This is a genomic window from Pseudomonas sp. CLCA07 (genome assembly GCF_053615335.1).
In genome coordinates, this window is the sequence record NZ_CM132131.1 from 2,696,423 (window position 1) to 2,717,222 (window position 20,800).

Below are 20,800 nucleotides of genomic sequence, written 5' to 3' on the forward strand. Positions count from 1 at the left end.
TGAAGGCGGGCATTTGTGGCGAGGGGGCTTGTCGGACCGCCGCATCGCCCCGTTGGAGTGCGAAGCGCTCCCGGTTTTTGGGGATGCTTCGCAACCCAACGGGGCGATGCGGCGTTCCGACAAGCCCCTCGCCACAGGTCTGCATCCTCAAAAATTGTCCGGCGACCGCGCTTTCTCCCGCGCATGCTCGCGACTGATCAAGCCCTTGGTCACCAACTCCTTCAAGCACATATCCAGCGTCTGCATCCCCAGGTTCCCGCCGGTCTGAATCGACGAGTACATCTGCGCGACCTTGTCTTCACGGATCAGGTTACGAATCGCCGATGTCCCGAGCATGATTTCGTGCGCCGCAATCCGCCCGCCTCCAACCTTCTTCACCAAAGTCTGTGACACCACCGCCAGTAACGACTCGGACAGCATCGAACGTACCATCGTCTTTTCATCCCCCGGAAACACATCCACCACCCGGTCGATGGTTTTCGCCGCTGACGTGGTGTGCAGCGTGCCGAACACCAGATGCCCGGTCTCGGCGGCGGTCAGCGCCAGGCGAATGGTCTCCAGGTCACGCATCTCCCCCACCAGAATCACGTCCGGGTCTTCACGCAGCGCCGAGCGCAAGGCGGTCGCAAAGCTGCGCGTATCGCGATGGACTTCGCGCTGGTTGATCAGGCATTTGCGCGATTCGTGGACGAACTCGATTGGGTCTTCGATGGTGAGGATATGGTGATGGCGATGGTTGTTCAGGTAATCGATCATCGCTGCCAGGGTGGTGGACTTGCCGGAGCCGGTCGGGCCGGTCACCAGCACCAGCCCGCGCGGCGCCTCGGTAATCTTGCGAAACACCTCGCCCATGCCAAGGTCGTCCATGCTCAGGACCTTCGATGGAATAGTTCGGAACACGGCGCCTGCGCCACGATTCTGGTTAAAGGCGTTGACCCGGAAACGCGCCACACCGGGCACTTCAAAGGAGAAATCGGTTTCCAGGTGTTTCTCGAAGTCCACCCGCTGGGTGTCGTTCATGATGTCGTAGATCAGCGCTTGTACCTGTTTGTGGTCCAGGGCCGGCACGTTGATGCGTCGCACATCGCCGTCGACGCGGATCATCGGGGGCAGGCCGGCGGACAAGTGCAGGTCGGACGCGCCCTGTTTAGCGCTGAAAGCCAGCAGCTCAGTGATATCCATAGCGCCCCTCAATTCCAGTAGAATGCCGCGAACCTTCAGACCGCTGGCGCACATTGAATGTCCACGATAGCAGACAACATTGCTCAGGTAAGTTCACGCATCCGTGCCGCCGCCCTGGCCGCCCAGCGCGATGAGCACAGCGTTCAGTTGCTGGCCGTGAGCAAGACCAAACCCGCCGAGGCCCTGCGTGAAGCGTACGCCGCCGGCTTGCGTGACTTTGGCGAGAACTACCTGCAGGAGGCCTTGGGCAAACAGCTCGAATTGGCCGACCTGCCCTTGATCTGGCACTTCATCGGCCCCATTCAATCGAACAAGACTCGCGCTATCGCCGAGCACTTCGCCTGGGTGCACTCCGTGGATCGGTTGAAAATCGCACAACGCCTGTCCGAACAACGACCAGCCGATTTGCCGCCCCTCAACATCTGCATCCAGGTCAACGTCAGCGGTGAAGCCAGCAAATCCGGCTGCACCCCGGCCGACCTGCCGGCTCTGGCCAATGCCATCAGCGAATTGCCACGCCTCACGTTGCGCGGATTGATGGCGATTCCCGAGCCGACGGATGATCGCGCCGAACAGGATGCCGCTTTTGCTGCTGTGCAAAATCTGCAAGCCAGCCTGAACCTGCCGCTCGACACACTTTCCATGGGCATGAGCCACGACCTTGAGTCGGCCATCGCCCAAGGCGCCACCTGGGTCCGTATCGGTACGGCCCTGTTTGGTGCCCGCGACTACAGCCAGCCTTGACCACTTTCTTTTCTAAGGACCTGACATGAGCAAAACTCGTATTGCCTTTATCGGTGCCGGCAACATGGCCGCCAGCCTGATCGGCGGCCTGCGCGCCAAAGGTCTGGACGCCTCGCAAATCCGCGCCAGCGATCCGGGCGTTGAAACCCGCACCAAAGTGGCAGCCGAACATGGCATCGAAGTCTTCGCCGACAACGCCGACGCCATCCAGGATGCCAACGTCGTCGTTTTGGCGGTCAAACCCCAGGCGATGAAAGCTGTGTGCGAAGCGATTCGCCCGAGCCTGAAGCCGAATCAACTGGTGGTGTCGATTGCCGCAGGCATCACCTGCGCCAGCATGAACAACTGGCTCGGCGCCCAGCCGATCGTGCGCTGCATGCCCAACACCCCGGCGTTGCTGCGTCAGGGCGTGAGCGGTTTGTATGCCACCGCCGAAGTGAACGCCGAGCAGCGCCAACAGGCGCAAGAGCTGCTGTCCGCCGTCGGCATTGCGCTGTGGCTGAACGAAGAGCAGCAATTGGACGCGGTCACCGCAGTGTCCGGCTCGGGGCCGGCGTACTTCTTCCTGCTGATCGAAGCCATGACCGCCGCCGGCGTGAAACTCGGCCTGCCGGCGGACATCGCCGCACAACTGACCCTGCAAACCGCGCTAGGCGCCGCGCACATGGCGGTCGCCAGCGATGTTGATGCCGCCGAACTGCGTCGTCGTGTAACGTCGCCTGCGGGCACCACGGAAGCCGCGATCAAGTCGTTCCAGGCCGGTGGCTTCGAAGCCCTGGTCGAAACAGCACTCGGCGCCGCCGCGCATCGCTCGGCCGAGATGGCTGAGCAACTCGGTCGCTAATCAGCTCTTACAAAGGAATCAAAGATGCTCGGACTCAATGACGCTGCCATTTTCATCATTAAAACCCTTGGCAGCCTGTACCTGCTGATCGTACTGATGCGCTTCATCCTGCAACTGGTTCGGGCGAATTTTTACAACCCGCTCTGCCAGTTCATCGTCAAAGCCACGCAACCGCTGCTCAAGCCACTGCGCCGGGTCATCCCGAGCATGTTCGGGCTGGACATGTCGTCGCTGGTGCTGGCGCTGATCCTGCAGATGGTGCTGATCGTGGTCATCCTGGCGCTCAAAGGCTTCATGGTCGACTTCGTGCTACTGGTGCCTTGGGCACTGATCGCGCTGTTCTCGCTGTTTTTGAACATTCTGTTCTACGCGATGATCATCAGCGTGATTCTGTCCTGGGTCGCCCCGGGCAGCCACAATCCGGGCGCCGAGCTGGTCGCGCAGATCACTGAACCGGTACTCGCGCCGTTCCGCCGGATTATCCCGAACCTGGGTGGCCTCGACATTTCGCCGATCTTTGCGTTCATCGTGATCCAGCTGCTGCAAAGCTGGCTGATCCCGCGCCTTGCGTACTTCGCCGGCATGCAGCCAGGGCTGCTCGGCTTGATCTGATGAGCTACTTTCGCTGGGACGGTGACGACCTGATTCTGGAGTGTCACCTGCAACCGGCGGCCCGCAGTGATGATTTCTGCGGGCTGCACGGGGATAGGCTGAAGATCCGCCTGACCGCGCCGCCGGTTGAAGGCAAGGCCAATGCGTATCTGATGGCGTTTCTGGCCAAGGCCTTTGGGGTGTCCAAGAGCCAGGTCAGTTTGATCAGCGGTGAGTTGAACCGGCAGAAACGAGTGCGGATTTGTTCGCCGAAGAAGCTGCCGGAGTTGCCTGATCTGGTGCGTCCCGCAGGCTAACCGCGTCATCGTTCATCGCGGGCAAGCCACGCTCCTACAAGGGCACGCATTCCAATGTGGGAGCGTGGCTTGCCCGCGATGGCCGCACCTCGGTCTGACTGAATGAAATCAGGCCCGCCCTTTGCTTGCCGCTAACCCCACCGGTCTTTAGACTTACGCCTCATTTCAACGAGAGCAGGGTCGATGCCAACTGCCTTTCCCCCCGATTCTGTTGGTCTTGTGACGCCGCAAGTGGCGCACTTCAGCGAAGCCCTGGCCCTGGCCTGCGGGCGTTCGCTTCCAGCGTATGACTTGATCTACGAAACCTACGGCACGCTGAACGCCACGGCGAGCAACGCCGTGCTGATTTGCCACGCGTTGTCCGGTCACCATCACGCTGCCGGTTTTCACAGCCCCGACGACCGTAAACCCGGTTGGTGGGACAGCTGCATCGGCCCCGGCAAACCGATCGACACCAACAAATTCTTCGTGGTCAGCCTGAACAATCTCGGCGGTTGTAACGGCTCTACTGGCCCAAGCAGCATCAACCCGGACACCGGCAAGCCGTTCGGCGCCGATTTCCCGGTGTTGACCGTGGAAGACTGGGTGCACAGCCAGGCGCGTCTGGCCGACCGCATCGGCATCAGCCAATGGGCAGCGGTGATTGGCGGCAGCCTCGGGGGCATGCAGGCGATGCAATGGAGCATCACCTACCCGGAGCGCATTCGGCATTGCCTGGCCATCGCCTCGGCCCCCAAGCTGTCGGCGCAGAACATCGCCTTCAACGAAGTGGCACGCCAAGCCATCCTCACCGACCCCGAGTTCCACGGCGGCTCGTTTCAGGAAGCCGGCGTGATTCCAAAACGAGGGCTGATGCTGGCGCGGATGGTCGGGCACATCACCTACCTGTCCGATGACTCGATGGGCGAAAAATTCGGCCGGGGCCTGAAGAGCGAAAAGCTCAACTACGACTTCCACAGCGTCGAGTTCCAGGTCGAAAGCTACCTGCGCTATCAGGGCGAAGAGTTCTCCGGGCGGTTCGACGCCAACACTTATTTGCTGATGACCAAAGCGCTGGACTACTTCGACCCGGCAGCGAACTTCGACGATGATCTGGCGAAAACCTTCGCCAACGCTCAAGCCAAGTTCTGCGTGATGTCTTTCACCACCGACTGGCGCTTCTCCCCTGCCCGTTCGCGCGAATTGGTGGACGCGTTGATGGCCGCCAAGAAAGACGTCTGCTACCTCGAGATCGATGCTCCGCAAGGCCACGACGCCTTCCTGATTCCGATCCCGCGTTACTTGCAGGCATTCAGCAATTACATGAACCGCATTACGTTGTGAGAAAGCCATGAGAGCTGATCTGGAAATCATCCAGGAATGGATCCCCGCCGGCAGCCGCGTGCTCGACCTCGGCTGCGGTGATGGCGAACTGCTGACCTGGCTGCGCGACAACAAGCAAGTGACCGGCTATGGCCTGGAAAACGACCCGGACAACATTGCCGAGTGCGTGGCCAAGGGCATCAACGTCATCGAGCAGGACCTGGACAAGGGTCTGGGCAACTTTGCCAGCAACAGCTTCGACGTCGTGGTCATGACCCAGGCGCTGCAAGCGGTGCACTACCCGGACAAGATCCTCGAAGAAATGCTGCGGGTCGGGCGCCAGTGCATCATCACCTTCCCCAACTTCGGTCACTGGCGCTGCCGCTGGTACCTGGCGAGCAAGGGCCGGATGCCGGTTTCCGAGTTCCTGCCGTACACCTGGTACAACACGCCGAACATCCACTTCTGCACTTTTGCAGACTTTGAAGCCTTGTGCCGCGAACGTGAAGCCAAGGTCATTGATCGGCTGGCCGTAGATCAACAGCATCGGCACGGGTGGGCCAGCAAGCTATGGCCTAATCTGTTAGGCGAGATCGGTATTTACCGCGTCAGCAGCCCAGGACTTGCAGACCACAAGGTCGCGGTCTGACCCGCCACATTTCGAGGAGAACGATCATGGTTCGTCTAGCGCTGTTTTTACTCACTGCCTGCCTGAGCGTCACCGCTTTTGCCGCTGACGCGATCAATCCCAAGCGCGAACAAACATTTGGTGACGTGAAGGTGTACTACAACACCTTCAACTCGACGTACCTGACACCGGACATCGCCAAAACGAACGAGCTGATTCGCAGCAAGAATCAGGGCGTAATCAATGTGTCTGTGATCAAAGAAGGCAAACCACTGATGGCATCGGTGACCGGCACGGTCAAAGACCTGACCAGCCAAAGCGTGCCGCTGAACTTCAGACAGATCACCGATCAGGGCGCGATTTACTACATCGCCCAATACCCGGTGGACCAGCCGGAAATCCGCACCTTCGACATAAAGGTGCAGATCGGTGACAAAATCAACACCATCAATTTCAACCAAGAGCTCTTCCCCGGCCAATGATCAACTTTACACAGCTCGTACTGGCCAGCCACAACGCCGGCAAACTCAAAGAGCTCCAAGCGATGCTCGGCAACTCGGTGCAACTGCGCTCGATCGGCGAGTTCAGCACTGTCGAACCTGAAGAAACCGGCCTGTCGTTCGTCGAAAACGCCATCCTCAAGGCCCGCAATGCCGCGCGCATTTCTGGCTTGCCGGCGCTGGCTGACGATTCCGGGCTGGCGGTGGATTTCCTCGGCGGTGCGCCAGGCATCTATTCGGCTCGTTATGCGGATGGTCAGGGCGATGCGGCGAACAACGCCAAGCTGCTCGACGTATTGAAAGACGTGCAAGAAGCCGAGCGCAGCGCGCAGTTCGTCTGCGTCCTGGCACTGGTGCGTCACGCCGACGATCCATTGCCCATTCTCTGCGAAGGCCTGTGGCACGGGCGTATTCTGCCGGCCGCCAGTGGCGAGCACGGGTTTGGTTACGATCCGCTGTTCTGGGTGCCAGAGCGCGAGTGCTCCAGCGCCGAGCTGAGCCCGAGCGATAAGAACCTCATCAGTCACCGCGCCCGTGCAATGGATCTGCTGCGCCAGCGTCTGGGCCTGAAATGACCCACGACTCATCTGCGTCTCCGCTGATCTTCGGCGGCGACGCCCAATCGTCACGAGCGGCATTGCCCGTGTTGCCGCCCCTGGCGTTGTACATCCACATCCCGTGGTGTGTGCGCAAATGCCCTTATTGCGACTTCAACTCCCATACCGCCAGCCCGGTACTGCCGGAAGAAGAGTACGTCGACGCGCTGCTGGCTGACCTCGACCAGGATCTGCACGCGGTGTATGGCCGTGAACTGAGTTCGATCTTCTTCGGTGGCGGCACGCCGAGCCTGTTCAGCGCGCAAGCATTGGGCCGTTTGCTCAAAGGTGTGGAGCAACGCATTCCGTTTGCCAGCGACATCGAAATCACCCTGGAAGCCAATCCGGGGACGTTCGAGCAAGAGAAGTTCGTCGCCTACCGCGCCTTGGGCATCAATCGCCTGTCGATTGGCATCCAGAGCTTTCAGGAAGAAAAACTCAAGGCCTTGGGGCGGATTCACAACGGTGACGAAGCAGTGCGTGCCGCCGGCATGGCGCGTCAGGCCGGGTTCGATAACTTCAACCTGGACTTGATGCACGGTTTGCCCGACCAGTCGCTGGACGATGCGTTGAGCGACCTGCGCCAGGCCATCGCCTTGAAGCCGACCCATCTGTCCTGGTACCAGCTGACGCTGGAGCCGAACACGGTGTTCTGGAACCAGCCGCCGACGCTGCCGGAAGACGACACGTTGTGGGACATTCAGGAAGCGGGTCAGGCGCTGCTCGCCGAACACGGTTACGCGCAGTACGAAGTCTCGGCTTACGCGCAACCCGGTCGCCCGGCGCGGCATAACCTCAATTACTGGAGCTTCGGCGACTTCATCGGCATCGGCGCCGGCGCCCACGGCAAGCTCAGCCATCCGGACGGGCGCATCGTGCGTACCTGGAAGACGCGTTTGCCGAAGGATTACCTCAACCCGGCCAAAAGCTTCAAGGCGGGTGAGAAAGCACTGACCAACGATGAGATGCCGTTCGAGTTCTTGATGAACGCGCTGCGCCTGACCGAGGGCGTCGAATCGCGGCTCTATCCAGAACGCACCGGGCTGAGCCTGGAAAGCCTCGCAGAACACCGCCGCGAAGCCGAACAAAGTGGCTTGTTGCAGGTCGAACCGTCACGTCTGGCGGCCACCGAGCGCGGACAGCTGTTTCTCAATGACTTGCTGCAAAAATTTCTGAGCTGATTTCAGCCCTAAGGGAAAACGAATGGATTTGATACTCGACCTGCTCGCCACGGTGTCCCGCTGGAGCCGCAGCAACTTATCGGAAATCGCCCTGGCCCTGGTGGGCTGCCTGCTGGTGCTGTTCGGTTCGGATTTCAAAGGCTGGGTCGAGCAACGCCTGGGCAGCATTGCCGGCGCCCTGCGCGTCCCGCTGATGGCCCTGCTGTGCTTGATCGGCAGCGGCGCCGCGTTGATCTACGCCACGCCGTGGATCGTCAAAGGCCTGGGTCAGTTCAACAACTACAGCCTGGCGCCAGTGCTGTTGGTGGTGCTGGTGCTTATCGGCGTCGTCGCTGATCGCCGCTGATTTCGGCCTGCGCAAAAAACTGTAGGAGCCGGCTTGCTGGCGATGGTGTGTCAGTCACATCGATGTTGACTGACACACCATCGCCAGCAAGCCGGCTCCTACAGATTGTACGGATCAGGACTGCTTTTCGAACTTCAGGTCCCACACGCCATGCCCAAGACGTTCGCCGCGGCGTTCAAACTTGGTGATCGGGCGTTCGGTCGGACGCGGGACGCACTTGCCGTCTTCGGCGAGGTTGCGATAGCCTGGGGCGACGTTCATCACTTCCAGCATGTACTCGGCGTACGGTTCCCAGTCGGTGGCCATGTGCAGCACACCGCCGACCTTCAACTTGCTGCGCACCAATTCGGCGAATGACGCCTGAACGATACGGCGCTTGTGGTGACGGCTCTTGTGCCACGGGTCCGGGAAAAACAGCATCAGGCGATCGAGGCTGTTGTCGGCGATGCAGCGATTGAGCACTTCAATCGCGTCGCAATCGTAAACCCGCAGGTTGGTCAGGCCTTGTGTCAGCACGCCATTGAGCAGCGCGCCAACACCTGGACGGTGAACTTCCACGCCAATGAAATCCTGTTCCGGCGAGGCCGCGGCCATTTCCAGCAGCGAATGGCCCATGCCGAAACCGATTTCCAGCGAGCGCGGCGCCGAACGGCCGAATACCTGATCGAAGTCCACCGGCGCATCGGCCAGCGGCAGCACGAACAGCGGCGTGCCCTGCTCCAGGCCTTTTTGTTGGCCTTCAGTCATGCGCCCGGCGCGCATCACAAAACTCTTGATGCGGCGGTGTTGGCGCTCTTCGCCTTCTTCCGTCTGGATTGGCGTGTCGTTTGATTCAGTCATCAATGGCTCTTACTTGATCAGACCATCCAGCGGCGAGGAGGCGCTGGCATAGAGTTTTTTCGGCATGCGGCCGGCGAGGTAGGCCAGGCGGCCCGCGACAATGGCGTGCTTCATGGCTTCAGCCATCATGATCGGCTGCTGGGCGTGGGCGATGGCCGAGTTCATCAGCACCGCGTCACAACCCAGTTCCATGGCGATGGTGGCGTCGGAAGCGGTACCGACACCGGCATCCACCAGCACCGGGATCTTGGCTTCTTCGAGGATGATCTGCAGGTTGTACGGGTTGCAGATCCCCAGGCCCGTGCCGATCAGACCGGCCAGCGGCATCACCGCGATAACGCCGATTTCCGCCAGTTGACGGGCGATGATCGGGTCATCACTGGTGTAGACCATCACGTCGAAACCTTCCTTGACCAGCACTTCGGCGGCCTTGAGGGTTTCGATCACGTTGGGGAACAGGGTTTTCTGGTCGGCCAGCACTTCCAGCTTCACCAGGTTGTGGCCGCCGAGCAGCTCACGGGCCAGGCGGCAGGTGCGCACAGCCTCGGTAGCGTCGAAGCAACCAGCGGTGTTCGGCAGGAAGGTGTAGCGATCCGGCGACAGGACTTCGAGCAGGTTCGGTTCGCCCGGGTTCTGGCCGAGGTTGGTGCGGCGCACGGCGAAGGTGACGATCTCGGCACCCGAGGCTTCGATGGCCAGGCGGGTTTCTTCCATGTCGCGGTACTTGCCGGTGCCTACCAGCAAACGCGACTGGTAAGTACGACCGGCCAGGACGAAGGGCTTGTCGCTACGAACGATGCTCATGGGAAATCCTCTGTAGGGGTGAGGTTCTTGCAGAATTCTGTGCCCTAGTGGGCTGCACGGCTAGCCGCCGCCGATGGCGTGGACGACTTCGACGTTGTCGCCGTCGTTCAGCGTGGTGTCGGCATGCTGACTGCGCGGGACGATATCCAGATTGAGTTCAACCGCCACCCGGCGTCCGGTCAGTTCCAGACGGGTCAGCAGGGCCGCAACGGTTTCACCGTCGGGCAGTTCAAGGGATTCGCCGTTCAACTGAATGCGCATACCGAATGCCGCCATCATTTTTAGGGGCTGGCATTCTAGCCCGATCAGTCTTGGCGACCCAAGCCATTCGTCATGAAATGGACCACCCGGTCAGCTCAACCGCCAGGCGGCAAGCCCCAGGCACACCCAGCCCACCAGGAATGCGAGCCCGCCGAAGGGCGTGACGATCCCCAGCTTGCTGACGCCGGTCAGGGTCAGCAGGTACAGACTGCCGGAAAACAGCAGGATGCCGATGGCAAACGAGGCGCCGGCCCAGGTGATCAAACGCCCTGGAATCTGCGTGGTCAGCAACGCTAAGCCCAGCAATGCCAGGGTGTGCACCAGTTGGTAGGTGACACCTGTGTGGAATATCGCCAGGTACTCGGGGGTCAGACGGTCTTTCAGGCCATGTGCGGCGAACGCGCCCAAGGCAACGCCGGTGAAGCCGAAGAAAGCGGCCAGCATCAAAAAGCCACGCAGCATGAAGAACTCCAGTCAGACTCGATCAACAGGGTCTGTATAATGGCCCGCTCAACGGGTTCGGCCAAGCCATCTCTATGCTGCGTATATTTTTGCGACGATTCACAAAGGCCGTACTCTGGTTCGCGGGTGGCAGCGTATTGCTGGTGCTGATCTTTCGCGTGGTGCCGCCGCCGGGAACGACACTGATGGTCGAACGCAAGATCGAATCCTGGTTCGACGGCGAGCCTATTGACCTGCAACGGACCTGGAAGCCGTGGGATGAAATCTCCGACGACCTGAAAGTCGCGGTCATTGCGGGTGAGGATCAGAAATTCCCTGAACACTGGGGCTTTGACTTCGGCGCGATTCAGGCGGCACTGGCTCATAACGAGTTGGGCGGATCGATTCGCGGCGCCAGTACGCTGAGCCAGCAAGTGTCGAAGAATCTGTTCCTGTGGTCTGGCCGCAGTTGGTTGCGCAAAGGCCTGGAAGCCTGGTTTACCGGATTGATCGAAGTGTTCTGGCCCAAACAGCGGATTCTTGAGGTGTACCTCAACAGCGTCGAGTGGGATGACGGCGTGTTTGGGGCAGAGGCTGCGGCACAGCATCACTTCGGTGTGAGTGCTAAAAGTCTTAGCCGTCAGCAATCGAGCTTGCTGGCCGCCGTATTGCCCAATCCGCGAGTGTGGAGCGCGAGCCATCCGACCAACTACGTCGCACGACGTGCAGGCTGGATTCGGCGGCAGATGAGTCAGTTGGGGGGTGACAGTTATCTGGTTGGCCTCAATGATTCGCGCCGGGCACCTTGGTCTCAATAACTCGACGCTCCTGCAGGGGTCTGTGGTGTGGCAAAAATATTGGGCACAATCAAAAACGCCCCGATCAATGATCGGGGCGTTTTTTTATTTCCGGTTTGCAGGTTATGCCGCAATCGACAACTTGAGCTTGTTCATCGCGCTCTTCTCGAGCTGACGGATACGCTCGGCCGACACGTTGTACTTCTGCGCCAGGTCGTGCAGCGTGGCTTTCTCTTCAGCCAACCAGCGCTGATAAAGGATGTCACGGCTGCGGTCGTCCAGCACTTCCAGTGCTTCGTGCAGGTTGTGGTTGGAGTTGTCGCTCCAGTCAGCATCTTCCAGTTGACGGGCCGGGTCGTACCGGTGGTCTTCCAGATAGTTGGCTGGCGACTGGAAAGCACTGTCGTCGTCCGCTTCCGCGGCCGGGTCGAAGGCCATGTCATGGCCAGTCAGGCGACTTTCCATCTCACGGACTTCCCGCGGCTCTACGCCGAGGCTTTCCGCCACACGGTGGACTTCCTCGTTGTTCAACCAGGCCAGACGCTTCTTCTGGCTGCGCAGGTTGAAGAACAACTTGCGCTGAGCCTTGGTGGTCGCGACTTTCACGATGCGCCAGTTGCGCAGGATGAACTCGTGGATTTCCGCCTTGATCCAGTGCACCGCGAACGAAACCAGACGCACACCCATTTCCGGGTTGAAGCGCTTGACCGCCTTCATCAGGCCGACGTTGCCTTCCTGGATCAGGTCAGCCTGAGCCAGACCGTAGCCGGAATAGCTACGGGCGATATGTACGACAAAACGCAGGTGGGCGAGCACCATCTGCCGAGCCGCCCCCAAATCCTGCTCATAATAGAGACTCTCGGCCAGTTCACGCTCCTGCTCCGGCGTCAGCAATGGAATGCTGTTCACGGTGTGCACATAGGCCTCCAGGTTCGCACCCGGGACCAGAGCATATGCAGGTTGCAAAGAATTGGTCATACGAAAAAACCTCCCACTTACAAACTCGTGCAGTTCAGCACTGCGAAAATTGACCGGAAACCGAAAGACAAGTTCCCATAAACGCTGAAAGGTCAATACGAGCAAAATGATACTACTTAGGCGCAAGCTCCCTCAGGTGGCGTGCGACTGCAATCCATGCACCGATATACCCCAACAGCACCGCGCCAAGCAAGAGAGACAGACCGTCGGCAGCTGGCACTCCGGCCAGCGCGAAATCACTGCCGTATAAACCGGCCAGCCCAACCACCGATTCATTCAGCCAGTTCAAGCCAAACGCCAGTAAACCCCAGGACAGCATCCCCGCACCGAAGCCATAAAGCGCGCCCATATACAGAAAGGGTCTGCGCACATAGCTGTCAGTGCCGCCGACGAGTTTAATCACTTCTATCTCTGTGCGGCGGTTTTCAATATGAAGACGAATGGTATTGCCTATCACCAAAAGTAATGCAGAAACCAGCAGCACGGTCAGACCGAAGACAAAACGGTCGCCCAGCTTGAGGATGGCGGCCAGACGCTCGACCCAGACTAGATCAAGTTGCGCCTGTTGTACCTTCGGCAGCTCGGAAAGTTTTTGTCTTAATGCTTCAAGCGCGGGCTTGTCGACTTCCTTCGGCGTCACCAGAACCACGCCAGGCAACGGGTTTTCCGGCAATTCCTTAAGCGCATCGCCCAAACCGGACTGCTGCTGGAACTCTTCCAGCGCCTGGTCGCGACCAACATATTGCGCATCCGCTACGCCCGGCATGCCTTTGATCTGCTCGCGCAACGACTCGCCCTCAGCAGGGCTGGCCTCCAATTGCAGGTACAGGGAAATTTGCGCCGCACGCTGCCAGGAACCGCCCAGCCGCTCAACATTACTCAGCAAAAGTGACAGGCCCATTGGCAGGCTCAAGGCCACCGCCATCACCATGCAGGTGAAGAAGCTGCCGATGGGCTGCTTGCCCAAGCGACGCAAGCTGTCCAGCAGGCTCGCGCGATGGCTTTCGACCCAGGCGCGGAACAACGTGGCGAAGTCCGGGCCGTCGTCATCGTCGTGTTTTTTCTTTTGCGGTTGCGGATCGGCAGCCTTCGGGGCTACACGTTCGGAAACTTTGGGGCTGCGTGTCGCACTCATTCGGCAGCCTCCCCGTCGCCAATCAATCGACCACGCTGCAGCGTCAGCATGCGGTGGCGCATACGGGCGATCAGCGCCAAGTCGTGACTGGCGATCAGCACACTGGTACCCAAGCGATTGATGTCTTCGAACACGCCCATGATTTCGGCGGCCAGACGCGGGTCGAGGTTACCGGTCGGCTCATCCGCCAGCAGCAAGGCCGGCCGATGAACGATGGCGCGGGCAATGCCGACGCGCTGTTGCTGACCGGTGGACAGGTCGCCGGGGTACAAATCGGTTTTGTCCGACAGCGCCACGCGCTCCAGGGCCGAATCCACGCGCTTGACGATCTCGGCCTTCGACAGGCCAAGGATCTGCAAGGGCAGCGCGACGTTGTTGAACACCGTGCGATCAAACAGCAACTGGTGATTCTGGAACACCACGCCGATCTGCCGGCGAAGATAAGGAATCTGCGCGCTGCTGATGGTGGCGAGGTCCTGGCCGGCCAACAGCAATTTGCCAGTGGTCGGACGCTCCATCGCCAGCAATAGACGCAACAAGGTGCTTTTACCGGCGCCGGAATGGCCGGTTACAAACAAGAATTCGCCCCGACGGACTCGAAAGCTCAGCTCATGCAAGCCGACGTGACCGTTCGGGTAGCGTTTACCGACCTGTTCGAAACGAATCATGAACGCTCCCGCTCGGCAAACAGTGCCTGGACAAAGGGTTCTGCTTCAAAGGTACGCAAATCGTCGATGCCTTCACCGACGCCGATATAGCGGATCGGCAGGCCAAACTGCTTGGCCAGGGCAAAAATCACCCCACCCTTGGCGGTGCCGTCGAGCTTGGTCAGCGCCAGGCCAGTCAGTGCGACGGTCTGGTTGAATTGTTTGGCCTGGTTGATGGCGTTCTGACCGGTGCCGGCATCGAGCACCAACAGCACTTCGTGCGGCGCGTCGGCGTCAAGCTTGCCGATGACCCGGCGAACTTTTTTCAGTTCTTCCATCAAATTGTCTTTGGTGTGCAGACGACCGGCGGTGTCGGCGATCAGTACATCAATGCCGCGGGCCCTGGCCGCCTGAACGGCATCAAAGATAACCGATGCCGAGTCGGCGCCGGTGTGCTGGGCGATGACCGGGATCTTGTTGCGTTCGCCCCAGACCTGCAATTGCTCGACCGCTGCGGCGCGGAAGGTGTCACCGGCCGCGAGCATGACTTTCTTGCCTTCAAGCTGCAGCTTCTTCGCCAGTTTACCGATGGTGGTGGTCTTGCCGGCGCCGTTGACGCCCACCACCAGAATCACGAACGGCTTGTTCTGCGAGGTGATTTTCAGCGGCTGCTCGACTGGCTTGAGCATGGCGGCCAGCTCGGCTTGCAGGGACTTGTACAGTGCATCGGAGTCGGCCAGCTCCTTGCGTGCGACCTTTTGGGTCAGGCGCTGGATGATCACCGACGTGGCTTCGACGCCAACGTCGGCGGTCAGCAGACGGGTTTCGAGGTCTTCGAGCAGCTCGTCATCGATGGCCTTTCTGCCCAGAAACAAGCTGGCCATGCCTTCGCCGATGCTGGCGCTGGTCTTGGACAGGCCTTGCTTTAGGCGGGCGAAGAAACCGGCTTTGGATTCTTCTGTACGCGGCGGCTCGACGGGCGTTTCAACGGGAGCGACGACCGGTGCAGGTGCCTGCACTACCGGAGCAACCGGAGCAACCGGAGCAACCGGAGCAATGAAAGCAGGAACCACAGGCTCTGCAACAACCGGCTCAGGCTTGGCCACTACAACTGGAGCTACAACCGGTTCAGGCGCAGCCACGACGACTGGCGCAACAACCGGCTCAGGCGCAGCCACGACGACTGGCGCAACAACCGGCTCAGGCGCAGCCACGACGACTGGCGCAACAACCGGCTCAGGCGCAGCCACGACGACTGGAGCTACAACCGGGTCAGGCGCAGCCACGACGACTGGCGCAACAACCGGCTCAGGCGCAACCACAACGACTGGTGCTACAACCGGTTCAACCACCGGAACCTGAACGGGCCCAGGCGCAAACGCGGCCGGAGCAGGAATCGGCGGCGTAATGTGTGGCGCCAATTCATCTTCAACGAGTGCCACTGGCTCTTCGGCCACCGGCAGCGTCAGCCAGGGTTCGGCAATCGGTGTCAGGGAGGCTTGGGTAACGACTTCGGCAACAAGATCAGGCTCGACCACCGGTTGCAGCACCGGTTCGGCGATGGGCAAGACAGTCGGTGCGAATACTTCTTTGACCGGTGCCGGCGTGGGCTCAGGAAGTGGCTGTGGCTGTTCGACGACGGGTTCCTGCGGCTTTTTGCGCAGCCATCCGAACAGGCTTTTCTTCTCGCCAGCCGCAGCTGGGGCTTTCTTGTCGTCGTTGGAACCAAACATGGAGGACGGCTATCTCACAGTAGCGGCGCGCCCAAGGGCGCCCCGGCAAATAAATATTCGATGCAGAACAGACTGCGATTGATCCAGCTTGTTCACGCGCAACATTTTGTCGAGGTGAAAAACGCACCTCAAAGGTCGACTAATTCGAAGGACTGGAACGGCATCGTCGGCGAAAACACAGAGTTTAGCTATCAAACTCAAAGCTTGCGTCGCAAACCCAAACAACCTGCTGACCGATCAAAGGCCTGATAGGCGTGGCCGCCAGTAAAACGGATCAGTATCCTAGCACCTCCTCGCCCGCCTAGGCTAAGACCAAGCGGGCAGTCCAACAGGTTTAAAAACGAATGAATGCTCTAGCCCGCCGCGCTGCAGGCCTGCTGCTCAGCACAGTTTGTCTGCCACTGTCAGCCTTCGCTGCCGATCCACAACCCACCCACGAATTCACTCTCGATAACGGCCTGAAAGTTATCGTGCGCGAAGACCATCGTGCGCCGGTGGTGGTTTCCCAGGTCTGGTACAAGGTCGGTTCCAGCTACGAAACACCGGGGCAGACCGGTCTTTCCCATGCCCTCGAGCACATGATGTTCAAGGGCAGCGAGAAAGTCGGCCCCGGTGAGGCCTCGCTGATCCTGCGCGACCTCGGCGCTGAAGAGAACGCGTTCACCAGCGACGACTTCACGGCTTACTATCAAGTGCTGGCCCGCGATCGTCTGGGCGTGGCCTTCGAGCTGGAAGCAGACCGCATGGCCAGCCTGCGTCTGCCGAGTGACGAGTTCGCCCGCGAAATCGAGGTCATTAAAGAAGAACGTCGCCTGCGCACCGACGACAAGCCGACGTCCAAGGCCTACGAACGCTTCAAGGCGATGGCTTACCCGGCCAGCGGTTACCACACGCCGACCATCGGCTGGATGGTCGACCTGGACCGCATGAAAGTTGAAGATCTGCGCCACTGGTACCAATCCTGGTACGTGCCGAACAACGCCACGCTGGTGGTGGTTGGTGACGTAACCCCGGACGAGGTCAAAGCCTTGGCCCAGCGTTACTTTGGTCCCATCGCCAAACGCGATGTACCCCCGGCGAAAATCCCCCTGGAACTGGCCGAACCCGGCGAACGCCTGATCACCCTGCATGTGCAAACCCAATTGCCGAGCCTGATGCTGGGCTTCAACGTGCCGAGCATCGCCACCGCCGAAGACAAGCGCTCGGTAAACGCCTTGCGCCTGATCTCGGCCCTGCTGGACGGCGGCTACAGCGGTCGCATCCCGACACAACTGGAGCGAGGCGAAGAGTTGGTGTCTGGCGGTTCGTCGAGCTACGACGCCTACACCCGCGGCGACAGTCTGTTCACCTTGTCGGCTTCACCCAACACCCAGAAAAAGAAAACCATGGCCCAGGCTGAAGCCGGTCTGTGGAAGCTGCTCGAACAATTGAAAACCACCGCACCGTCCGCCGAAGAGCTGGAACGCGTACGGGCTCAGGTGATTGCCGGACTGGTCTTCGAGCGCGACTCGATCACCAGCCAGGCCACTTCCATCGGCCAACTGGAAACTGTCGGCCTGTCGTGGAAGCTGATGGACACCGAACTGGCCGACCTGGAAAGCGTAACGCCGCAAGACATCCAGAACGCCGCCAAGCTGTATTTCACCCGCGAACGTCTCAGCGTCGCCCATGTACTGCCACTGGAGACGACTCATGAGTGAGCGTAAAAAACCACGTCTGGCCCTGATCGGCTTGGTCACTGTCGCACTGATCGGCTCCGCTGCCTTTTACCTGTCCAAAAGCAATGAGTCCAAAGCCAGCGAAGCACTGGACAAAGCCAAGTCCAGCCAGAAGCTGCAATCGTTGACTGAACTCGATGGCAAGGCACCGAGCCACCGCGCCCTTGACGTACAGACCTGGAACACCGCCGAAGGCGCCAAGGTGATGTTCGTCGAAGCCCGCGAGCTGCCGATGTTCGACATGCGCCTGATCTTCGCCGCCGGCAGCAGCCAGGACGGCGATGCAGCGGGCCTCGCCACGTTGACCAACGCGATGCTCAACGAAGGTGTGGCCGGCAAAGATGCCGGCGCCATCGCTGAGGGCTTCGAAGGCCTGGGCGCTGACTTTGGCAACGGTGCATTTAAAGACATGGCACTGGCTTCCTTGCGTAGCCTCAGTGCCGTGGACAAGCGTGAACCGGCCCTGAAGTTGTTCTCTGAAGTCATTGGCAAACCGACCTTCCCGGCCGACTCCTTCGCGCGCATCAAGAACCAGATGCTCGCCGGCTTCGAATACCAGAAGCAAAACCCCGGCAAACTGGCGAGCCTGGAGCTGATGAATCGTTTGTACGGTGATCACCCATATGCGCACGCCAGTGACGGTACGGCGAAAAACGTTCCAGCGATCACACAGGCTCAGTTAAAAGCGTTCCACGAGAAAGCCTATGCGGCTGGCAACGTGGTGATTGCTCTGGTCGGTGACCTGTCCCGCGCCGAGGCGGAGGCGATTGCCGCGCAGGTCTCCAGCGCGCTGCCAAAAGGCCCGGCACTGGCGAAGATCGCGCAGCCGGAAGACCCCAAAGCCAGCGTCGGCCACATCGAGTTCCCGTCCAAGCAAACCAACCTGATGCTTGCGCAACTGGGCATCGACCGTGATGATCCGGACTACGCCGCACTGTCCATGGGCAACCAGATCCTCGGCGGCGGTGGTTTCGGCACCCGCCTGATGAGCGAAGTGCGCGAGAAACGCGGACTGGCGTACGGCGTGTACTCGGGTTTCACCCCGATGCAGGCGCGCGGCCCGTTCATGATCAACCTGCAGACTCGCGCCGAAATGAGCGAAGGCACGCTGAAACTAGTGCAGGACGTGCTGGCCGACTACCTTAAAACCGGCCCGACTCAGAAAGAACTCGATGACGCCAAGCGTGAACTGGCTGGCAGCTTCCCGCTGTCGACCGCCAGCAACGCCGATATCGTCGGCCAATTGGGCGCCATGGGGTTCTACAACCTGCCGCTCAGTTATCTGGATGATTTCATGCGTGAGTCCCAGAGCCTGACCGTCGAACAGGTCAAAACCGCACTGAACAAACACTTGAGCACGGACAAAATGGTCATCGTCAGCGCTGGCCCGACCGTGCCACAAAAGCCGTTACCGGCCCCATCTGATAAACCTGCCGAGCAGCCGCTCGGGGTTCCGGAGCATTAATGGCCACGCGTCCTAAAAAACCTGTTCACAACGTCCATAACGGCGTGAATCAACTACGCATCATTGGCGGCGAATGGGGCAGCCGAAAGCTGAGCTTCCCTGATGCCCCGGGCTTGCGCCCGACGCCAGACCGGGTGCGTGAAACCCTGTTCAACTGGCTCGCGCCTTATGTTGCGGGCGCCAAGGTGCTGGACCCGTTCGCCGGCAGCGGCGCACTGTTTCTGGAAGCCCTGTCCCGTGGCGCGGCCATGGGCCAGGCGCTGGACGCCAGCAACATCGCGGTCGCCAGCATCAAGGAGCATCTGGGCACACTGCGCTGCACCACCGGCCAGATTCAAACCGCCGATGCCCTGCGCTACCTGGAAACCCAGACAGCCACGGCCTACGACCTGGTGTTCCTCGACCCGCCGTTTAACCAGAACCTGCTGCCGAGCGTATGCACGCTGCTGGAAGAGCGTCAGTGGCTGGCCAACGAGGCCTGGATCTACACCGAAAGCGAGAACGCGCCGTCGTCCCTCGGCTTGCCAGGCAACTGGCGCCTGCACCGCGAGCAGAAATCCGGGCGGGTTTACTACGCATTGTGGCAACGTATGGCAGAGATCGCCGGTTAATCGACCGGCCTGAAAAGGTGCGCACCCGTTGCGCACCGCTGCATCGAGAGTAATCGTGTCCCATCTGCCAGACCGCTTCACCCCCGCCTTGGGCCTGGGCAACCCGCACTTGCAAACCTTGTGGGGACCGCTATGGCGCAAAACCACGCACATTGAACGCGAGCGCGAACGCTTGTGGCTCGATGACGGCGACTTTCTCGACCTCGACTGGCATGGCCCGCACAGCGCGGCGGCACCGTTGGTGCTGGTGCTGCACGGACTGACGGGGTCGTCGAATTCACCTTATGTGGCCGGCGTGCAAAAAGCACTCGCCGCCCAAAGCTGGGCCAGTGTCGCGCTGAACTGGCGCGGCTGCTCGGGCGAGCCGAACTTGTTGGCCCGCAGCTACCATTCTGGTGCCAGCGAAGACCTGGCCGAAGTCATCAGGCACCTGCGGGCCAAACGTCCGTTAGCGCCACTTTATGTGGTGGGCTATTCCCTGGGCGGCAATATATTGCTCAAGCACTTGGGCGAATCCGGCAGTGACAGTGGCGTGGCCGGTGCGGTGGCGGTGTCGGTACCGTTTCGCCTCGACCACTGCGCCGATCGTATCGGCCAAGGCTTTTCCAGGGTCTACCAGGCGCATTTCATGCGCGAGATGCTCGCCTACATCAAGAACAAACAACGCAAGTTTCAACATGACGGACGCGAAGATGGCCTGGCGGCATTGGCGGCACTCGGTTCGCTGGAGAACATGCGCACCTTCTGGGATTTCGATGGCCGGGTCACAGCACCGTTGAATGGTTTTATCGATGCCGAGGATTACTATCGCCGCGCCTCAAGTCGTTATTTCCTTGGAGAGATTCGCACACCGACCCTGATCATTCAGGCAGCAGACGATCCCTTCGTTTTCCCCCACAGCCTGCCGCAAGATGACGAACTGTCCGCCTGCACGCAACTCGAATTACAAGCCAAAGGTGGGCATGTCGGTTTCGTCGATGGCTCGTTCAGGCAACCGGGTTATTACCTGGAGCGGCGCATTCCGCAGTGGCTGGCAGCCGTAGGGCGCGGGTAGTCCATCGACGCCAATCAAGGCAAGAATTGAGCATTACTGTGGGAGCGAGCCTGCTCGCGATAGCGGTGTACCAGTCGATATCTCA

24 protein-coding genes are annotated in these 20,800 nt (G+C 60.2%); 15 read left to right on the top strand and 9 right to left on the bottom strand.

Annotated features, from left to right (window positions below; translation table 11 throughout):
* Positions 1-147: 147 nt before the first annotated feature.
* Positions 148-1,182, bottom strand: a complete 1,035-nt coding sequence (locus ACWGZX_RS12460; RefSeq protein WP_452628508.1) for a type IV pilus twitching motility protein PilT — start codon at positions 1,180-1,182, stop codon at positions 148-150.
* Between the two features lie 57 nt (positions 1,183-1,239).
* Here ACWGZX_RS12460 and ACWGZX_RS12465 point away from each other — a divergent pair, with 57 nt between their 5' ends.
* From ACWGZX_RS12465 to ACWGZX_RS12510, 10 genes are all read left to right on the top strand, one after another.
* Positions 1,240-1,926: a YggS family pyridoxal phosphate-dependent enzyme gene (locus ACWGZX_RS12465; RefSeq protein WP_452628509.1), complete on the top strand. Its 687-nt coding sequence runs from the start codon at positions 1,240-1,242 to the stop codon at positions 1,924-1,926.
* A 25-nt stretch (positions 1,927-1,951) separates the two neighbouring features.
* Positions 1,952-2,770 (top strand): pyrroline-5-carboxylate reductase, encoded by an 819-nt coding sequence (gene proC / locus ACWGZX_RS12470; protein ID WP_223518026.1) that lies wholly within the window; start codon positions 1,952-1,954, stop codon positions 2,768-2,770.
* A 24-nt stretch (positions 2,771-2,794) separates the two neighbouring features.
* A complete protein-coding gene (locus ACWGZX_RS12475) occupies positions 2,795-3,382 on the top strand; it encodes a YggT family protein (protein WP_223518023.1) in 588 nt (195 codons plus the stop codon).
* Positions 3,382-3,678 carry a DUF167 domain-containing protein gene (locus tag ACWGZX_RS12480; protein ID WP_149659730.1) on the top strand — a complete coding sequence of 99 codons (297 nt, stop codon included), beginning with the start codon at positions 3,382-3,384 and terminating at the stop codon, positions 3,676-3,678. The genes ACWGZX_RS12475 and ACWGZX_RS12480 overlap by 1 nt, the downstream gene beginning before the upstream one ends.
* 183 nt (positions 3,679-3,861) lie before the next feature.
* A complete protein-coding gene (metX, locus tag ACWGZX_RS12485) occupies positions 3,862-5,001 on the top strand; it encodes a homoserine O-succinyltransferase MetX (protein ID WP_223518021.1) in 1,140 nt (379 codons plus the stop codon).
* A 7-nt stretch (positions 5,002-5,008) separates the two neighbouring features.
* On the top strand, positions 5,009-5,629 hold the full coding sequence (gene metW / locus ACWGZX_RS12490; RefSeq protein ID WP_223518019.1) for a methionine biosynthesis protein MetW: 621 nt from the start codon (positions 5,009-5,011) through the stop codon (positions 5,627-5,629).
* A gap of 26 nt (positions 5,630-5,655) precedes the next feature.
* Positions 5,656-6,090 carry a DUF4426 domain-containing protein gene (locus tag ACWGZX_RS12495; protein ID WP_223518017.1) on the top strand — a complete coding sequence of 145 codons (435 nt, stop codon included), beginning with the start codon at positions 5,656-5,658 and terminating at the stop codon, positions 6,088-6,090.
* On the top strand, positions 6,087-6,683 hold the full coding sequence (gene rdgB / locus ACWGZX_RS12500) for an RdgB/HAM1 family non-canonical purine NTP pyrophosphatase (protein WP_452628510.1): 597 nt from the start codon (positions 6,087-6,089) through the stop codon (positions 6,681-6,683). The genes ACWGZX_RS12495 and rdgB overlap by 4 nt, the downstream gene beginning before the upstream one ends.
* Positions 6,680-7,885: a radical SAM family heme chaperone HemW gene (hemW, locus tag ACWGZX_RS12505; protein WP_452628511.1), complete on the top strand. Its 1,206-nt coding sequence runs from the start codon at positions 6,680-6,682 to the stop codon at positions 7,883-7,885. Before rdgB ends, hemW begins: the two co-directional genes overlap by 4 nt.
* A gap of 22 nt (positions 7,886-7,907) precedes the next feature.
* Positions 7,908-8,231 carry a DUF3392 domain-containing protein gene (locus ACWGZX_RS12510; RefSeq protein ID WP_007945509.1) on the top strand — a complete coding sequence of 108 codons (324 nt, stop codon included), beginning with the start codon at positions 7,908-7,910 and terminating at the stop codon, positions 8,229-8,231.
* A 114-nt stretch (positions 8,232-8,345) separates the two neighbouring features.
* Here the strand turns inward: ACWGZX_RS12510 and trmB are convergent, their stop codons facing one another.
* The 4 genes from trmB to ACWGZX_RS12530 form a co-directional block, all read right to left on the bottom strand.
* Complete coding sequence (trmB, locus tag ACWGZX_RS12515) at positions 8,346-9,071, bottom strand: tRNA (guanosine(46)-N7)-methyltransferase TrmB (RefSeq protein WP_007945510.1); 726 nt, start codon at positions 9,069-9,071, stop codon at positions 8,346-8,348.
* 9 nt (positions 9,072-9,080) lie between these two features.
* Complete coding sequence (locus ACWGZX_RS12520; protein ID WP_452628512.1) at positions 9,081-9,875, bottom strand: thiazole synthase; 795 nt, start codon at positions 9,873-9,875, stop codon at positions 9,081-9,083.
* A 60-nt stretch (positions 9,876-9,935) separates the two neighbouring features.
* A complete protein-coding gene (thiS, locus tag ACWGZX_RS12525; RefSeq protein WP_165557463.1) occupies positions 9,936-10,136 on the bottom strand; it encodes a sulfur carrier protein ThiS in 201 nt (66 codons plus the stop codon).
* A 90-nt stretch (positions 10,137-10,226) separates the two neighbouring features.
* Complete coding sequence (locus tag ACWGZX_RS12530) at positions 10,227-10,598, bottom strand: DUF423 domain-containing protein (RefSeq protein ID WP_452628513.1); 372 nt, start codon at positions 10,596-10,598, stop codon at positions 10,227-10,229.
* A gap of 74 nt (positions 10,599-10,672) precedes the next feature.
* Here ACWGZX_RS12530 and mtgA point away from each other — a divergent pair, with 74 nt between their 5' ends.
* Entirely contained in the window at positions 10,673-11,395 is a 723-nt protein-coding gene (gene mtgA / locus ACWGZX_RS12535) for a monofunctional biosynthetic peptidoglycan transglycosylase (RefSeq protein WP_452628514.1), read from the top strand.
* A gap of 102 nt (positions 11,396-11,497) precedes the next feature.
* On the opposite strand, the gene rpoH is transcribed toward mtgA, so the two are convergent.
* From rpoH to ftsY, 4 genes are all read right to left on the bottom strand, one after another.
* Positions 11,498-12,352 carry an RNA polymerase sigma factor RpoH gene (rpoH, locus tag ACWGZX_RS12540; protein WP_007897890.1) on the bottom strand — a complete coding sequence of 285 codons (855 nt, stop codon included), beginning with the start codon at positions 12,350-12,352 and terminating at the stop codon, positions 11,498-11,500.
* A gap of 112 nt (positions 12,353-12,464) precedes the next feature.
* The gene (ftsX, locus tag ACWGZX_RS12545; RefSeq protein ID WP_452628515.1) at positions 12,465-13,487 is read right to left on the bottom strand and encodes a permease-like cell division protein FtsX; all 1,023 of its coding nucleotides are present in this window, start codon (positions 13,485-13,487) and stop codon (positions 12,465-12,467) included.
* A complete protein-coding gene (ftsE, locus tag ACWGZX_RS12550) occupies positions 13,484-14,155 on the bottom strand; it encodes a cell division ATP-binding protein FtsE (RefSeq protein ID WP_007945516.1) in 672 nt (223 codons plus the stop codon). Before ftsE ends, ftsX begins: the two co-directional genes overlap by 4 nt.
* Positions 14,152-15,867 carry a signal recognition particle-docking protein FtsY gene (ftsY, locus tag ACWGZX_RS12555; RefSeq protein ID WP_452628516.1) on the bottom strand — a complete coding sequence of 572 codons (1,716 nt, stop codon included), beginning with the start codon at positions 15,865-15,867 and terminating at the stop codon, positions 14,152-14,154. The genes ftsE and ftsY overlap by 4 nt, the downstream gene beginning before the upstream one ends.
* Positions 15,868-16,211: 344 nt before the next feature.
* Here ftsY and ACWGZX_RS12560 point away from each other — a divergent pair, with 344 nt between their 5' ends.
* Genes ACWGZX_RS12560 through ACWGZX_RS12575 form a run of 4 tightly spaced genes read left to right on the top strand, consistent with a single transcriptional unit; the run spans position 16,212 to position 20,715 of the window.
* Entirely contained in the window at positions 16,212-17,567 is a 1,356-nt protein-coding gene (locus ACWGZX_RS12560; RefSeq protein WP_452628517.1) for a M16 family metallopeptidase, read from the top strand.
* On the top strand, positions 17,560-19,050 hold the full coding sequence (locus ACWGZX_RS12565; protein ID WP_452628518.1) for a M16 family metallopeptidase: 1,491 nt from the start codon (positions 17,560-17,562) through the stop codon (positions 19,048-19,050). The genes ACWGZX_RS12560 and ACWGZX_RS12565 overlap by 8 nt, the downstream gene beginning before the upstream one ends.
* The gene (gene rsmD, locus ACWGZX_RS12570) at positions 19,050-19,661 is read left to right on the top strand and encodes a 16S rRNA (guanine(966)-N(2))-methyltransferase RsmD (protein ID WP_140664229.1); all 612 of its coding nucleotides are present in this window, start codon (positions 19,050-19,052) and stop codon (positions 19,659-19,661) included. Before ACWGZX_RS12565 ends, rsmD begins: the two co-directional genes overlap by 1 nt.
* Positions 19,662-19,716: 55 nt before the next feature.
* Positions 19,717-20,715 carry a hydrolase gene (locus ACWGZX_RS12575; protein WP_452628519.1) on the top strand — a complete coding sequence of 333 codons (999 nt, stop codon included), beginning with the start codon at positions 19,717-19,719 and terminating at the stop codon, positions 20,713-20,715.
* The last annotated feature ends 85 nt before the right edge of the window (positions 20,716-20,800 follow it).

Excerpts from the sequence above, each read along its gene's own strand:
- ACWGZX_RS12565 (WP_452628518.1), top strand. The coding sequence starts at position 17,560 with ATGAGTGAGCGTAAAAAACCACGTCTGGCCCTGATCGGCTTGGTCACT.
- metX (WP_223518021.1), top strand. The coding sequence starts at position 3,862 with ATGCCAACTGCCTTTCCCCCCGATTCTGTTGGTCTTGTGACGCCGCAA.
- ACWGZX_RS12465 (WP_452628509.1), top strand. The coding sequence starts at position 1,240 with ATGTCCACGATAGCAGACAACATTGCTCAGGTAAGTTCACGCATCCGT.
- ACWGZX_RS12460 (WP_452628508.1), bottom strand. The coding sequence starts at position 1,182 with ATGGATATCACTGAGCTGCTGGCTTTCAGCGCTAAACAGGGCGCGTCC.
- ACWGZX_RS12480 (WP_149659730.1), top strand. The coding sequence starts at position 3,382 with ATGAGCTACTTTCGCTGGGACGGTGACGACCTGATTCTGGAGTGTCAC.
- ACWGZX_RS12510 (WP_007945509.1), top strand. The coding sequence starts at position 7,908 with ATGGATTTGATACTCGACCTGCTCGCCACGGTGTCCCGCTGGAGCCGC.
- rdgB (WP_452628510.1), top strand. The coding sequence starts at position 6,087 with ATGATCAACTTTACACAGCTCGTACTGGCCAGCCACAACGCCGGCAAA.
- hemW (WP_452628511.1), top strand. The coding sequence starts at position 6,680 with ATGACCCACGACTCATCTGCGTCTCCGCTGATCTTCGGCGGCGACGCC.
- ftsE (WP_007945516.1), bottom strand. The coding sequence starts at position 14,155 with ATGATTCGTTTCGAACAGGTCGGTAAACGCTACCCGAACGGTCACGTC.
- proC (WP_223518026.1), top strand. The coding sequence starts at position 1,952 with ATGAGCAAAACTCGTATTGCCTTTATCGGTGCCGGCAACATGGCCGCC.
- thiS (WP_165557463.1), bottom strand. The coding sequence starts at position 10,136 with ATGCGCATTCAGTTGAACGGCGAATCCCTTGAACTGCCCGACGGTGAA.
- mtgA (WP_452628514.1), top strand. The coding sequence starts at position 10,673 with ATGCTGCGTATATTTTTGCGACGATTCACAAAGGCCGTACTCTGGTTC.
- ACWGZX_RS12560 (WP_452628517.1), top strand. The coding sequence starts at position 16,212 with ATGAATGCTCTAGCCCGCCGCGCTGCAGGCCTGCTGCTCAGCACAGTT.
- ACWGZX_RS12530 (WP_452628513.1), bottom strand. The coding sequence starts at position 10,598 with ATGCTGCGTGGCTTTTTGATGCTGGCCGCTTTCTTCGGCTTCACCGGC.
- ACWGZX_RS12520 (WP_452628512.1), bottom strand. The coding sequence starts at position 9,875 with ATGAGCATCGTTCGTAGCGACAAGCCCTTCGTCCTGGCCGGTCGTACT.
- trmB (WP_007945510.1), bottom strand. The coding sequence starts at position 9,071 with ATGACTGAATCAAACGACACGCCAATCCAGACGGAAGAAGGCGAAGAG.
- metW (WP_223518019.1), top strand. The coding sequence starts at position 5,009 with ATGAGAGCTGATCTGGAAATCATCCAGGAATGGATCCCCGCCGGCAGC.
- rsmD (WP_140664229.1), top strand. The coding sequence starts at position 19,050 with ATGGCCACGCGTCCTAAAAAACCTGTTCACAACGTCCATAACGGCGTG.
- rpoH (WP_007897890.1), bottom strand. The coding sequence starts at position 12,352 with ATGACCAATTCTTTGCAACCTGCATATGCTCTGGTCCCGGGTGCGAAC.
- ACWGZX_RS12495 (WP_223518017.1), top strand. The coding sequence starts at position 5,656 with ATGGTTCGTCTAGCGCTGTTTTTACTCACTGCCTGCCTGAGCGTCACC.
- ftsX (WP_452628515.1), bottom strand. The coding sequence starts at position 13,487 with ATGAGTGCGACACGCAGCCCCAAAGTTTCCGAACGTGTAGCCCCGAAG.
- ftsY (WP_452628516.1), bottom strand. The coding sequence starts at position 15,867 with ATGTTTGGTTCCAACGACGACAAGAAAGCCCCAGCTGCGGCTGGCGAG.
- ACWGZX_RS12475 (WP_223518023.1), top strand. The coding sequence starts at position 2,795 with ATGCTCGGACTCAATGACGCTGCCATTTTCATCATTAAAACCCTTGGC.